Genomic DNA, 12,009 nt, shown 5'->3' with positions numbered 1-12,009 from the left:
GTCAGGCGAGACCTTCCCCGCTGCGGCTGGTGTTGAGCGAAATGATCTTGTTGCGCAGGTCTTTGGCAATGCCCACATCGAGCGCTCCGGCAATCTCAGGGTCGGTTTCCTGCAGGACCTGTAGTTTTCCGGTTTCGATCCGCCAGAATCGTGCCGGCCGTGAAACTGTCGCGGTCGCGGATGCCGGCGCATTGCCGACGATTGACATCTCCCCGACGAAATTACCCGCCCCGCACGTCGCAACCACAACGTCGGAAACGAGGATCTCGACCTCGCCGCTGATCAGATAAACCACATGAGAGACCGGTTCGCCTTCGGTTGTGAGCACCATGCCTGACACGCCGTTCTCCCAGGTGCCGAGGTTCAGCAGGCGTTTCGCATTTCGCTTGGAGACCCCACGCAGGCGGGCAGAGACGAAAAGCTCCTCTTCCGCAGTCAGCCGCACCCGCCGCTCGGCATACCATTCGCGCGCGATCTGCATTATGTTTACTGCAACCAGCAGCGTCTCCCAGAACACGCCCACCGGGTCCTTAAGCCAGATCACGTCATAGGCGATGGCCGCAAAGGCGGACGCGATTACCAGAATCCTGAGCTTCGTCATTGACCGCATAAGCATGGACAAAACCAGCAGCAGATAGGACAGATGTCCGACCATGCCGCCCGGAGAGAGTGCGGATTCCAGTGTGAGTTCCAGAGCAGCGTCCCTTATGCCTGTCGTCGAAGTGACCCTCGCATCTTCCTTCGGGCCAATCCAGCCCGGATCGGATGTTGCAGCACGATCACCAAAGGGTGCATGGTATTTGATCGTTCCGCTCAGTACCGTCGGCGGGAACGTGAGAGGAGGCCGGCCGTGACCCGACTGATACTGTGCTTGATTCTGATGCTGACAGCATCGCTGGTTCTTGCTCAGAGTGATGCACCGGCCACGCCGGAGGGCGCTAAGCCCGAAAACGGGGTGCCGGAGCCTGCAATGACGGTGCCACGGCTGGGAGAGATCATCCGCATCATCGATCCGGACGCCGTTGCGCGCGGCCCTACGATTGAATTCACCGTTCAGGATATCCCGGTCATTGTGATTGCGGATGCGCGTGCGGACCGGATGCGGGCGATGGTGCCGATCCGCGCCGCCGACGGGATTGGTGCGGATGAGCTGATGCGCCTGATGCAGGCCAATTTCGATTCAGCACTCGATGCGCGGTATGCCGTGGCGCAGGGGCGACTCTGGGGTGTCTTCATCCACCCGCTCTCGCCGCTGGAGCGTGATCAGTTTCTGTCCGGAATTGCGCAGACGATTAATCTCGCGAGGACTTATGGTCAGACCTATTCGGGTGGCGCAGATGTTTTCGGCGGAGGCGATTCAAACCGGATTTATCAGGACCTGCTCGACGATCTGCGCAAAGATCAGGAACTCTGACGGCTCGGATCAGGCCGCAGCCGCTCCGGATCGCAGCGCCCCGGCGTTGCTGACCAGAAAGATGACCAGATCGAAAGGATCGATCGTGCGGATATCAAGGCGCCCGTGGGAGACATCCAGCAGGTCAGACAGGTTCAGAAGCCCCGGATCCACAAACCCCATTGTCCAGTCCGGCAGCAGCCGTTTTTCCGCAGGGCCGTTCTGGATGACCTCGAAATTGCTGTGGCGGGTATCACGGCCGATCCGCGCGAGAGCACCGTAAAGCCGCGTCTTCGGCCCCTCGATGTACTGGATGAAATAGTCGGCCTCCCGGTGCAGAAAGCCGGTGAGGTGGTCGCGCGCGTTGTTCCGCGCACTGACCTGCAGGATATCGTTGTGCAGTGTCGCGCTCGCGGGCTCCAGTGATTTGCTGTGATAAAGAGCGTAATGGAGATCCATGATATGTCCGCAGATTGACCTCAGGTCAAAGTAAGTCACAGACATTAACAGGTGCTGAATGCCGGCCGGATCGCGCTCCGTTGAACCTACCGCCGTCCGGGCTCGCGGCCCCCTTGCGCAACAGGCCCCGGAACAGATTGCGACGAGGCGGCATACAGACACTGACAGCCCGGTCAAAAGGCCCCGGACACCGGTGTTCGCCGAAGCGCGGGCAAACGGTTTAAGCGACTTATGGTCAAACCACAGCACGCATCGCTCTTAACACTTGCGACGGGGCTCAAAAGCCCCTATACGCGCACCCGTTGAAGCGGGGAAAACACCGCAAGGCGGGCAGGGTCGGTTTTACCGGCCCTTCTTTGTTCCGCGCTTCGACCAACTGAAACCCGAAGACCGGCGGAGACAACCGCACGGCCAGAAACAGTCATAGTTAGGAAAACGACGCCACATGGCAAATACGATGGATGAGTTTGAAGCACTCCTTGAAGAAAGCTTCGAAATGGACACGCCCGAAGAGGGGTCTGTTGTCAAAGGCAAGGTGATCGCGATCGAAGCGGGCCAGGCCATTATCGACGTAGGCTATAAGATGGAAGGCCGCGTTGAGCTTAAAGAATTCGCTGATCCGGGCGAAGCTCCCAAAATCGAAGTCGGCGACGAGGTTGAAGTGTTCCTTCGGCAGGTCGAAAGCCCGCGCGGCGAAGCTGTTATCTCACGCGAGATGGCGCGCCGCGAAGAAGCATGGGACCGTCTGGAAAAAGCATATGCGGACGAAGAGCGCGTCGAAGGCGCCATCTTTGGCCGTGTCAAAGGTGGCTTTACTGTCGACCTCGGCGGTGCGGTGGCCTTCCTGCCCGGCTCTCAGGTTGACGTGCGCCCCGTGCGTGACGCGGGCCCGCTGATGGGTCTCAAGCAGCCGTTCCAGATCCTGAAAATGGACCGTCGTCGTGGCAACATCGTGGTATCGCGCCGTGCGATCCTCGAAGAATCCCGAGCAGAACAGCGCGCCGAAGTCATCGGCAACCTCACCGAAGGCCAGACGGTCGACGGCGTGGTCAAGAACATCACCGAATACGGTGCCTTTGTGGATCTCGGGGGTGTCGACGGTCTGCTGCACGTAACAGACATGGCATGGCGCCGGGTCAACCACCCGTCCGAGATCCTGTCGATCGGCGAGACCATCAAAGTTCAGGTCATCAAGATCAACAAAGAGACGCACCGCATCAGCCTCGGCATGAAGCAGCTGCAGGAAGACCCGTGGGATCTGGTTGCGGCCAAATATCCGCTTGATTCCGTTCACAAAGGCCGCGTGACCAACATCACTGATTACGGTGCCTTTGTTGAGCTTGAAGCTGGCGTTGAAGGCCTTGTGCACGTCTCCGAGATGTCCTGGACCAAAAAGAACGTCCACCCCGGCAAAATCGTCTCCACCTCGCAGGAAGTGGAAGTCATGGTGCTGGAAATCGACGGTGCCAAGCGCCGCGTGTCTCTTGGTCTCAAGCAGACCATGCGCAACCCGTGGGAAATCTTTGCGGAAACGCATCCTGAGGGCACCGAGGTTGAGGGCGAGGTCAAGAACATCACTGAATTCGGTCTGTTCGTTGGTCTCGACGGCGACATCGACGGCATGGTTCACCTCAGCGATCTGAGCTGGGACGAGCGTGGCGAGGATGCGATCCAGAACTATCGCAAAGGCGACACTGTTCAGGCGGTTGTCTCCGAAGTGGACGTTGAGAAAGAACGCATCAGCCTCTCGATCAAAGCCGTCGGCGGCGACAAGTTCGCAGAAGCGGTGGGCGGCGTGAAGCGTGGCTCGATCGTGACCGTGACTGTGACTGCGATCGAAGACGGTGGTGTCGAAGTGGAATATGAGGGCATGAAATCCTTCATCCGCCGGTCTGACCTCAGCCGTGACCGCGCAGAGCAGCGCCCTGAGCGTTTCTCGGTCGGTGACAAGGTGGATGTGCGCATCACCAACGTCGACAATAAAGCCCGCCGTCTTGGCGTGTCGATCAAAGCCCGTGAGATTGCGGAAGAAAAAGAAGCCGTCGAACAGTATGGCTCCTCGGACTCCGGTGCATCGCTGGGCGATATCCTCGGCGCAGCCCTCAAAGGCGACGACGACAAATAAGTCCGGCATCCCCGGAAAAGCAAAGGCCCCGTGGTGCAAACCACGGGGCCTTTTTCGTCTGGCAGGGCAGCACCGGAAATTTCCGGCGCGCCATCCCTTATCAGAAGCGGTACATCGCCCGCAGGTGGATCGTATTTACGTCCACGTCGCCGCCCGCATCGCCGATGCCGGTGAAGTTATGATACTGGTATTCGCCACCAACGGTCCAGTTGTCACCGACCCGGTAGTCATAACCCACACCGACAACATAGCTGGTGTCGCTGCCGTCAATTGCATCAAACACACCGCCAACTGTATCGAGGCTTGCATAAGCAACACCGACGCTGCCAAACAGCAGGCCATTGCCCAGCTCGTAGCCGGCAATCAGCTTGAGGCGCGCAATTTCATCAAAATCCGCAGAGTCGCCGGTTGTCGAGTCAGCGACTGACAGATCAGCGAAGTCGTACTGGAATTCCGGGCCAAGGTACCAGCCGTTGCCGAGATCCCAGAGATAGCCTGCGGTGATACCCCCGATGACGCTGTCCTCGTTGAAATCATCCGGCGTAGTGATCGACCCCAGATCGAAGTCGCTGAAGGCATACCCCAGCTGCGCACCAACATAACCACCGGCCCAGAAAGGCGGAGGCGGCGGAGCGACAACCACCGGTGCAACGGGCGTCGGTTCGGGGCCGGCGGCGAAGGCCATGCCGGCAGTTGAAACGATCAGAACGGTCAGAGCCGTTGTAGTCTTAAGCATTAAAATGCTCCTTTACTGCGTGAAAAATCTACGAAAGTTCGCCCGGCCTCATTAAGCAGGGTAGTCCGTAACACTTCGTCTGACGAGTTATCGCACTATGGTAGAACGATAACCCTCAGCCTTACCGAAGGTTCCTGTTTTATTTACCATTTATTCAGCCGGGTTAATCACAGATTATCGTGATCGGCAGCTTTTCGCCTGTGGGTTGATCTGCTGTCAGCCGCGTTCCTTTTCGGCGAAGCGGAAAAGCGCTCGCGAATCATACTCTTATGCTGCGTTGCAGCGCGGAACGGGTCCGGAGGAGTTCATCAAAACCGGCGCCCGTGCGATGAAAAACATCACAAATACAGAGCCTTCGTTCCAAAAAAAGCGCTCCGCCGGGCGCAGTGTCACTTTCCGTGACGCCGGAAAGTTTCTATAGTCGTCCGCGCAGGGTGCGATAAAGCGCCGGTAAATCAGGGGGTGTTGCAATGATCCGGTCTGAGCTGATCCAGAAGATCGCAGATGAGAATCCACATCTTTATCAGCGGGACGTCGAACGTATCGTCAACACCATTTTCGAAGAGGTCACAGGGGCAATGTCCCGCGGTGACCGTGTTGAACTGCGCGGCTTCGGCGCCTTTTCCGTGAAAAAGCGCGATGCCCGTATCGGTCGCAATCCGCGCACCGGCGAAACGGTGCATGTCGAAGAAAAGCACGTGCCGTTTTTCAAGACCGGCAAGCTGCTGCGCGACCGGCTGAACGGTAAGGCCTGATGCGTTACATCCGTTATGCCTGTATTGCGGTTTTCGCCATCGCTCTGATCGGGGTTGCGCTGGCCAACCGGTCGATCGTGTCCCTTCAGCTTGTTCCGGCAGAGGTCGCCGGCTGGTTTGCCGTGACCCCGCAGATCAGTCTGCCGCTTTATATCGTTATTTTCGGCGGTATCATTATGGGCCTTTTCGTCGGCTTTGTCTGGGAATGGATCCGCGAGCACAATCAGCGTGCAGAGGCGGCGAGACAGGCACGTGAGATGCGCCGGCTTCAGCGTGAGGTCGCTAAGCTCAAAGGCGAGAAACACCACGGCAAAGACGAGGTGCTCGCTCTGCTTGACGAAGCCGGCTGAGGCTCTTGCACCGCCCCGGCGGTTATGATCAAACCCCGGCATGTCTGACAGTGTCGCCGTAAAAATCTGTGGGCTGCGTACAGCAGCCGATGTCGATGCCGCGGCTGATGCGGGCGCGCGCTACTGCGGGTTTGTGTTTTTTGAAAAATCTCCCCGAAACGTGACGCTGGAACTGGCCTGCGCTCTTGCCACGGGCACTCCGGTTGGCCTTGCCAGGGTCGCGCTGGTTGTTAACCCGGATGATGTATTTCTCGACGCCCTCACAGACGCTGTCCCGCTTGATATGCTGCAGCTCCACGGCAGGGAGACACCGGAACGCGTGGCAGAGATAAAGTCGCGCTACAGGCTGCCGGTAATGAAAGCGATCGGTATTGCCGGAGCGGAGGACCTCGCTGCGATTGACCTCTATGCGCCGGTTTGTGATCAGTTGCTGATTGATGCGAAACCGCCGGAAGGGGCTGATCTGCCCGGAGGTAACGGTCTTGCTTTTGACTGGCAGTTGCTGGCGGACCGTAAATACTGGACCCGGCCCTGGATGCTGGCCGGCGGACTGACCCCCGACAACGTGGCGGAGGCGGTCAGACGCACGGGCGCGCGTCAGGTTGATGTCTCTTCCGGACTTGAGACGTCGCCCGGTGAAAAAGACAGCAGCCTGTTCAGCAGTTTTGTGCAGAACGCCCGGGCCTGATCGCAAAATGCGCGGGTTTTTCCGGCGTCACCTTACCGCAGGGGGCTGAGCGCCCATAACGCCTTGTTTCCCGGTCCGGCGCAGGATAGGCAGAACGCCATGCGACGAGACGAGGTGGCGCAATGGCAAACGATCTTTTCAACTCCTTCATGACCGGTCCGGATGAAAACGGCCGCTTTGGTGATTTCGGCGGACGGTTTGTCTCCGAGACGCTGATGCCGCTCATTCTGGAGCTTGAAGAGCAATACGAAAAAGCCAAAACTGACGAAAGCTTCTGGGCGGAAATGCATGATCTGTGGACCCATTACGTCGGCCGCCCCAGCCCCCTTTACCACGCTGAGCGTCTCACAGAGCACCTTGGTGGTGCGAAAATCTATATGAAGCGTGACGAACTCAACCACACCGGCGCGCATAAGATCAATAATGTGCTGGGCCAGATTATTCTGGCCCGCCGCATGGGTAAAACACGTATCATCGCGGAAACCGGCGCGGGACAGCACGGCGTGGCCACGGCCACGGTCTGTGCGAAATTCGGCCTGAAATGCATTGTTTATATGGGCGCGCATGACGTCGAGCGTCAGGCCCCCAACGTTTTCCGCATGAAACTGCTGGGCGCCGAAGTTGTGCCCGTGACCTCAGGGCGCGGCACTCTTAAGGACGCGATGAACGATGCGCTGCGGGACTGGGTGACCAATGTGCGCGATACTTTTTACTGCATCGGCACCGTTGCCGGCCCGCACCCCTATCCTGCGATGGTGCGCGATTTTCAATCGATCATCGGCAAAGAGGTCCGCGAACAGATGAACGCCGCCGAGGGCCGGCTGCCGGATACCCTGATTGCGGCGATTGGTGGGGGGTCCAATGCGATGGGGCTCTTCTATCCGTTTCTTGACGACAAAGAGGTCGGGATCATCGGCGTCGAAGCCGGCGGCAAGGGCGTGAACGAAAAGATGGAGCACTGCGCATCACTGACCGGCGGGCGCCCTGGCGTGCTGCACGGCAACCGCACCTATCTTCTGCAGGACGACGACGGGCAGATCCTCGAAGGGTTCTCGATCTCCGCAGGGCTAGACTATCCGGGCATCGGGCCGGAACACGCCTGGCTGCACGACATCGGGCGCGCAGAATATGTGGCGATCACTGACCGCGAAGCGCTGAAGGCTTTCCAGGTCTGCTGTGAGCTTGAAGGGATCATCCCGGCGCTTGAGCCCAGCCACGCACTCGCCCATGTCATGAAGATCGCACCGGATCTGCCGGGCGATCACATCATCTGCATGAACATGTGCGGCCGCGGTGACAAAGACATCTTTACCGTTGCCCGTGCCCTGGGCTTTGACATGGACGGCCCCGAAGGGCGCAGCGTCCAGTAAGCCGGTCCTGTCAGGTGCGGCGTCGCAGGTCCTCGCCGCGCATCATCTCCCAGTGCGCGCGCACTGAGGGAATGAAAAAGAGCACCAGTCCCAGGGTGAAAAAGCACAGGATCATTGCCGGGATCCAGGCCAGCGCGATCACAAATCCGACGCCGCCGGAGATCCGGTGGGCTGTCTGTGGCGGCAGGACGCGCATCAGTGCAAGCTCAAAAAGCTTGCCACCGTCGAGCGGATGCACCGGCAGCAGATTGAGCACGGCCAGAAAAAGATTGATGTAGCCCAGCACCCAGACGCACCAGCTCAGATCACCGTTGCCGAAAAGCGGCCAGGTCATCGAGGCCAGCGCCCAGATTGCCAGATTCACAATCGGTCCCATTGCCACGATCAGTTCGTTCTCATAGGGCGAAGGTGAGCGATTGTGTTCGCAGAATCCGCCACCTGCATGCAGCACGATCCGGCGCACCGGGATGCCCTGGATGAGACACCCCCAAGCGTGTCCGACCTCATGCAGAAAAATCGACAGGACCAGGAGGCTTACGAAAATCAGATCATATATCAGGTCTGACGGTGACCCGCTGACCGACAGGAAAATCAGAAACAGCAGCAATATGCCGGGCTGAATCTGTACCGGCACACCAAACGGCCCCCGGAACTCGTAAATCGGTTTATCTGATCCGGTCACCGGCACGCTCCGCAAAAATACAGTTAATGCGGAGTCTCTCCGGGGATTGTGCCGTAAAAAAGACCCGGACCGGGCAACTCTGTGCGCTCAGGCCGCGTATTTTCGGAGCACTTCCAGAGGGACGATGTCGAGCGCACGTGCATGGGTGGCCTCAAGATTAATCTGTGGCGCACATCCTTCGTCATGCGCCTGCAGGAAGCGGGCCGCGCAAAGACACCAGGCGTCGCCCGGGTTCAGTCCGGCAAACCCGTACTCCGGGCGCGGCGTGCTCAGATCGTTGCCGACATATTTGGAATAGGCCAGAAATTCCGCGGTCAGCACGGCACAAACGGTATGGCTGCCCTGATCGGCGGCACAGGTATTGCATGACCCGTCCCGGAAAAACCCGGTCACAGGATCCGTGCCACAAACCGCCAGGGGCTCGCCCAGAACATTTATGCTTTCGTCCTTTTCCATCGCGGGGCCTTTCTCAGAGACTGTCTGCAATCCGGCGGAACATCGCGATGTTTTCGCGCACGATCTCACGCCGGCGAAAGACAGGATCCACAGCTGTGAGTGCGATCACCACACCTTCCGGTTCACTGATATAGAGGTACTGGCCGTAAATGCCACGACCCATGTATTCCCGCGGGCGGGCGTCGCGGGGCATCCACCACTGATAGCCGTATCCCATCTCGCCCTGCTGGGTGGGGGCGCTCGGGGTTGTCGACGCTTTTGCCCAGGCGGCCGGCACGACCTGTTTTCCCTGCCAGAGACCGCTCTGGGCAAACATCTGACCAAAGCGCGCATAATCGCGTGTCGTCAGATTGAGCCCACCAAGAGCAAAGGCAACGCCGGCCCCGTCGGTGAGGTAGTAGGGCGCACGTTCTGGTCGGAGGGGCGCAATAATTTTCTCCTGCATCAGATCAGAGAGGGAGCGTCCGGTGGCCCCGCGGAGCACCATGCCAAGCACATGGGTGTCAATCGAGACATACTGCCAGTCGGTGCCCGGTTCCGCGAAGGTTTCGGTCAGGCCGGCAGCGAAATCATCCATCCGGCCACCCAGCGCCAGAACTCTGCCCATCCTGTTGATATCGGAAGATTTATCCAGGTAATCCTCGTCGAAAGTAACGCCGGTTGCCATGTTCAGCACGTGTCGTATCGTGGTGTCATTGTATGCTCCGCCGGCCAGAGACGGCGCATACTGAACAACCGGATCATCAAGGCTGCTGATGGCACCTTCGGAGACGAGCACTCCGGTCAGCGCAGACAGGAAACTCTTGGCAACTGACCAACTGATGCGCAGATCGTCCGGGCCGGTGCCGAGATGATAGCTTTCATGGACCAGTCTGCCGTTATGCAGCACGACCACGGAGGTGACCCGGCGTGCTCTTACGAAGGCGTCAAATCCATCGGGCATTGTGGCCGCAGTGCCCGCGGACAGGGGCGATGCCGGAGCCGTACCGGTCTCCAGACGGGTATGCAGAAAGGCGGCGTCCATATTGCTGAAATTGGCGACGATCCGGTCGGGCTCAAAGAGGCTGTTCACGGCCATCAGGCGGTTGATCTCGTCCCGTTTCCAGACACCGGCCGCAATGAGCGCGCAGATCAGCATCAGGAGCACCCGGCCAAGCCATTTACCCGCCGTGCGCATCAGACACCTCCCTGCCAGCGGATCCAGCGGCCGTGGAAATCTGCCCTTCCGAGCCGCAGGGTGACGTCGCCCGGCCAGAACCGCAGCACCAGGGCTGCACCCTCTGCGGCATGCACATCTCCTTCGCTTTCCATCGAGAGCCAGGCGAGCGGGCGGTAATGAGTGGCCGCAGCACCGGCAGCCTCGATCAGTGCCAGGCCACGCGCCCGGGCCGCTTCGGGAAAATACTGCCAGGCAACCGTGTGCTGGATCAGGTGCAGATGGCCGTCCGGCGCGGCTGTGAGCCGCTGCTCCAGCCAGTCGATGGCATCGGCGCGGTCAATCCGGGCGGTCATCACGCCTGCTGCAGCCCGCGTCATCGCAAGCCGGTGCGGCTGATCCGGCCAGAGATAGGCTGTGAGCCGCAAAAGATCGTCAGGGTTCTGAGGGTCGAGCGGGTTTAGGTCGACGCCTGCCCGCTCCGCCACGACAGGCAGGCGGGTCGGGGGCAGGGGGCCTTCCCACTCGGGCGTGAGGCGGACCACCGGCGCAGCCGTTCCCGGCCCGCCACCGGACAGGTCGAGCGCGTAATGATCCCACATGAGGTTCAGACCGCCACTGGCCCCCAGTTCTGACAGGACCACAGGCAGCTGGGAATGCTGAGCGACAACGGTCGCGCCGGCCATCAGCGCGGCGGACCGGCGGACCTCATTGGTCTGGGGCGGGCTCTCGACCCAGTTGAGCAAAAAGGCCTCATGCGCGCCGAGAGCGTCAAGGACACCCTCGCGCAAAGCGTGGTCGCTGACCCGGGAGGGCGGGTATAGGGCGGCAAGCTCCGGCGCACGACCGGTCAGCACCAGCGCATGCAGCCCGCCGGCAAGGCGCAGCGGCAGCGAATGCCCGGCAGGCCCGATATCCCCGCTGAACGCCGCAAACTTTGCCGCCAGCGCAGTGTCCCCGGGCCAGTGTGCGCTCAGCATACTGAGCAGTTGCTGCATGAAGGGTGAGCCAAGACGGCCGCAGCTGATCGCCTGATCGGCAAAGGCCCGGGCCAGCGTCACCTGAAGCGGTCCATCAGCTTTTGCATCGCAGAGCGCGGGTCAATTCCGGGTTCCGGCGCCGGCGGGTCAGATGCGGCCGCCGTGCCCGACGCACCGGCCGTCTGCTTTTTCTCGCCTTCGGTCCCGGTCCCTGAGCGCGGCGGGTTTACGCGCAACGCCACGGCGTTCATAAACTTCGCCGGATCACCCGCGGCCAGCCACGGCGCGCCGTCGCTGACGCCGCGCAGCACATCATCAAGCCAGTCCTGATCTGCCTTTGCAAAATCATGCAGCACGTAAGAGGGCACGCGGTCCTTGTGACCGGGATGGCCGACGCCAAGCCGGACCCGCCCGTAATCCGGGCCGATATGGGCATGCACCGAGCGCAGGCCGTTGTGACCGGCGTGCCCGCCGCCGGTCTTGTGTTTCACTTTGCCCGGGGCAAGATCGATCTCATCGTGCAGCACGATCACATCGGCAGGGCCCAGTTTGTAAAACCGCATGGCGGCCTGCACCGACTGGCCGGAATTGTTCATGAATGTTTCGGGCTTAAGCAGAACGGCGCGGTCAGACCCGAAGCGCCCTTCTGAGATACTGCCCTGATGCTTTCCCTTCCATGCAGGAAAGCCGTGATCAGAGGCGATGCGGTCCAGCGCCATGAACCCGATATTATGCCTGTGTCCGGCATATTTTGCGCCCGGGTTCCCAAGGCCGACCAACAGCTTCATTGCAATGCTCCCTCATGTTGCGATGCAGCATAGCAGGGCGCCGGCCTGAACGAAATACGGGGCCGCAAAGG

Annotated in this window: 14 protein-coding genes; 6 read left to right on the top strand and 8 right to left on the bottom strand. The window is 60.1% G+C overall.

Annotated elements, in window-relative coordinates; translation table 11 throughout:
- Position 1 precedes the first annotated feature (1 nt).
- Positions 2-655, bottom strand: coding sequence for a cyclic nucleotide-binding domain-containing protein (locus tag G3256_RS13655; RefSeq protein WP_343044358.1), 654 nt, complete (start codon positions 653-655; stop codon positions 2-4).
- Positions 656-850: 195 nt separating this feature from the next.
- Between G3256_RS13655 and G3256_RS13650 the strand changes: the two genes are divergently transcribed.
- A complete protein-coding gene (locus tag G3256_RS13650; RefSeq protein WP_246227616.1) occupies positions 851-1,414 on the top strand; it encodes a polysaccharide deacetylase family protein in 564 nt (187 codons plus the stop codon).
- A gap of 9 nt (positions 1,415-1,423) precedes the next feature.
- On the opposite strand, the gene G3256_RS13645 is transcribed toward G3256_RS13650, so the two are convergent.
- Positions 1,424-1,852 (bottom strand): BLUF domain-containing protein, encoded by a 429-nt coding sequence (locus G3256_RS13645; RefSeq protein WP_169641347.1) that lies wholly within the window; start codon positions 1,850-1,852, stop codon positions 1,424-1,426.
- Positions 1,853-2,297: 445 nt separating this feature from the next.
- Here G3256_RS13645 and rpsA point away from each other — a divergent pair, with 445 nt between their 5' ends.
- Positions 2,298-3,977, top strand: a complete 1,680-nt coding sequence (rpsA, locus tag G3256_RS13640) for a 30S ribosomal protein S1 (protein ID WP_169641346.1) — start codon at positions 2,298-2,300, stop codon at positions 3,975-3,977.
- 100 nt (positions 3,978-4,077) lie between these two features.
- On the opposite strand, the gene G3256_RS13635 is transcribed toward rpsA, so the two are convergent.
- Positions 4,078-4,713, bottom strand: a complete 636-nt coding sequence (locus G3256_RS13635; protein ID WP_169641345.1) for an outer membrane protein — start codon at positions 4,711-4,713, stop codon at positions 4,078-4,080.
- A 470-nt stretch (positions 4,714-5,183) separates the two neighbouring features.
- Between G3256_RS13635 and ihfB the strand changes: the two genes are divergently transcribed.
- The 4 genes from ihfB to trpB all read left to right on the top strand — a co-directional run bounded on the left by ihfB (position 5,184) and on the right by trpB (position 7,876).
- On the top strand, positions 5,184-5,468 hold the full coding sequence (ihfB, locus tag G3256_RS13630) for an integration host factor subunit beta (protein ID WP_169641344.1): 285 nt from the start codon (positions 5,184-5,186) through the stop codon (positions 5,466-5,468).
- Positions 5,468-5,818 (top strand): lipopolysaccharide assembly protein LapA domain-containing protein, encoded by a 351-nt coding sequence (locus tag G3256_RS13625; RefSeq protein WP_169641343.1) that lies wholly within the window; start codon positions 5,468-5,470, stop codon positions 5,816-5,818. The genes ihfB and G3256_RS13625 overlap by 1 nt, the downstream gene beginning before the upstream one ends.
- Before the next feature lie 40 nt (positions 5,819-5,858).
- Positions 5,859-6,506: a phosphoribosylanthranilate isomerase gene (locus tag G3256_RS13620; protein ID WP_169641342.1), complete on the top strand. Its 648-nt coding sequence runs from the start codon at positions 5,859-5,861 to the stop codon at positions 6,504-6,506.
- A 122-nt stretch (positions 6,507-6,628) separates the two neighbouring features.
- Positions 6,629-7,876: a tryptophan synthase subunit beta gene (gene trpB, locus G3256_RS13615; protein ID WP_169641341.1), complete on the top strand. Its 1,248-nt coding sequence runs from the start codon at positions 6,629-6,631 to the stop codon at positions 7,874-7,876.
- Between the two features lie 10 nt (positions 7,877-7,886).
- Here trpB and G3256_RS13610 read toward each other — a convergent pair whose 3' ends face one another.
- The 5 genes from G3256_RS13610 to pth all read right to left on the bottom strand — a co-directional run bounded on the left by G3256_RS13610 (position 7,887) and on the right by pth (position 11,938).
- Positions 7,887-8,558, bottom strand: coding sequence for a site-2 protease family protein (locus tag G3256_RS13610; RefSeq protein ID WP_169641340.1), 672 nt, complete (start codon positions 8,556-8,558; stop codon positions 7,887-7,889).
- An 87-nt stretch (positions 8,559-8,645) separates the two neighbouring features.
- Positions 8,646-9,014, bottom strand: a complete 369-nt coding sequence (locus tag G3256_RS13605) for a DUF2237 family protein (RefSeq protein ID WP_169641339.1) — start codon at positions 9,012-9,014, stop codon at positions 8,646-8,648.
- Between the two features lie 13 nt (positions 9,015-9,027).
- Positions 9,028-10,191 carry a serine hydrolase domain-containing protein gene (locus G3256_RS13600; RefSeq protein ID WP_169641338.1) on the bottom strand — a complete coding sequence of 388 codons (1,164 nt, stop codon included), beginning with the start codon at positions 10,189-10,191 and terminating at the stop codon, positions 9,028-9,030.
- Positions 10,191-11,231 (bottom strand): DUF2332 domain-containing protein, encoded by a 1,041-nt coding sequence (locus G3256_RS13595; RefSeq protein WP_169641337.1) that lies wholly within the window; start codon positions 11,229-11,231, stop codon positions 10,191-10,193. The genes G3256_RS13600 and G3256_RS13595 overlap by 1 nt, the downstream gene beginning before the upstream one ends.
- Positions 11,228-11,938, bottom strand: a complete 711-nt coding sequence (gene pth / locus G3256_RS13590; protein WP_169641336.1) for an aminoacyl-tRNA hydrolase — start codon at positions 11,936-11,938, stop codon at positions 11,228-11,230. The genes G3256_RS13595 and pth overlap by 4 nt, the downstream gene beginning before the upstream one ends.
- Between the last annotated feature and the right edge of the window lie 71 nt (positions 11,939-12,009).

Source organism: Roseobacter ponti, from assembly GCF_012932215.1.
In the GTDB taxonomy this organism is placed as follows: domain Bacteria; phylum Pseudomonadota; class Alphaproteobacteria; order Rhodobacterales; family Rhodobacteraceae; genus Roseobacter; species Roseobacter ponti.
Note: the sequence above shows the minus strand (reverse complement) of the source record. Positions and strands in the feature narration are given on the sequence as shown.

What these genes read in the sequence shown, in the direction of transcription:
- G3256_RS13655 (WP_343044358.1), bottom strand. Translation starts at nt 655, where the DNA reads ATGGTCGGACATCTGTCCTATCTGCTGCTGGTTTTGTCCATGCTTATG.
- rpsA (WP_169641346.1), top strand. Translation starts at nt 2,298, where the DNA reads ATGGCAAATACGATGGATGAGTTTGAAGCACTCCTTGAAGAAAGCTTC.
- ihfB (WP_169641344.1), top strand. Translation starts at nt 5,184, where the DNA reads ATGATCCGGTCTGAGCTGATCCAGAAGATCGCAGATGAGAATCCACAT.
- pth (WP_169641336.1), bottom strand. Translation starts at nt 11,938, where the DNA reads ATGAAGCTGTTGGTCGGCCTTGGGAACCCGGGCGCAAAATATGCCGGA.
- G3256_RS13625 (WP_169641343.1), top strand. Translation starts at nt 5,468, where the DNA reads ATGCGTTACATCCGTTATGCCTGTATTGCGGTTTTCGCCATCGCTCTG.
- G3256_RS13600 (WP_169641338.1), bottom strand. Translation starts at nt 10,191, where the DNA reads ATGCGCACGGCGGGTAAATGGCTTGGCCGGGTGCTCCTGATGCTGATC.
- trpB (WP_169641341.1), top strand. Translation starts at nt 6,629, where the DNA reads ATGGCAAACGATCTTTTCAACTCCTTCATGACCGGTCCGGATGAAAAC.
- G3256_RS13605 (WP_169641339.1), bottom strand. Translation starts at nt 9,014, where the DNA reads ATGGAAAAGGACGAAAGCATAAATGTTCTGGGCGAGCCCCTGGCGGTT.
- G3256_RS13620 (WP_169641342.1), top strand. Translation starts at nt 5,859, where the DNA reads ATGTCTGACAGTGTCGCCGTAAAAATCTGTGGGCTGCGTACAGCAGCC.
- G3256_RS13635 (WP_169641345.1), bottom strand. Translation starts at nt 4,713, where the DNA reads ATGCTTAAGACTACAACGGCTCTGACCGTTCTGATCGTTTCAACTGCC.
- G3256_RS13645 (WP_169641347.1), bottom strand. Translation starts at nt 1,852, where the DNA reads ATGGATCTCCATTACGCTCTTTATCACAGCAAATCACTGGAGCCCGCG.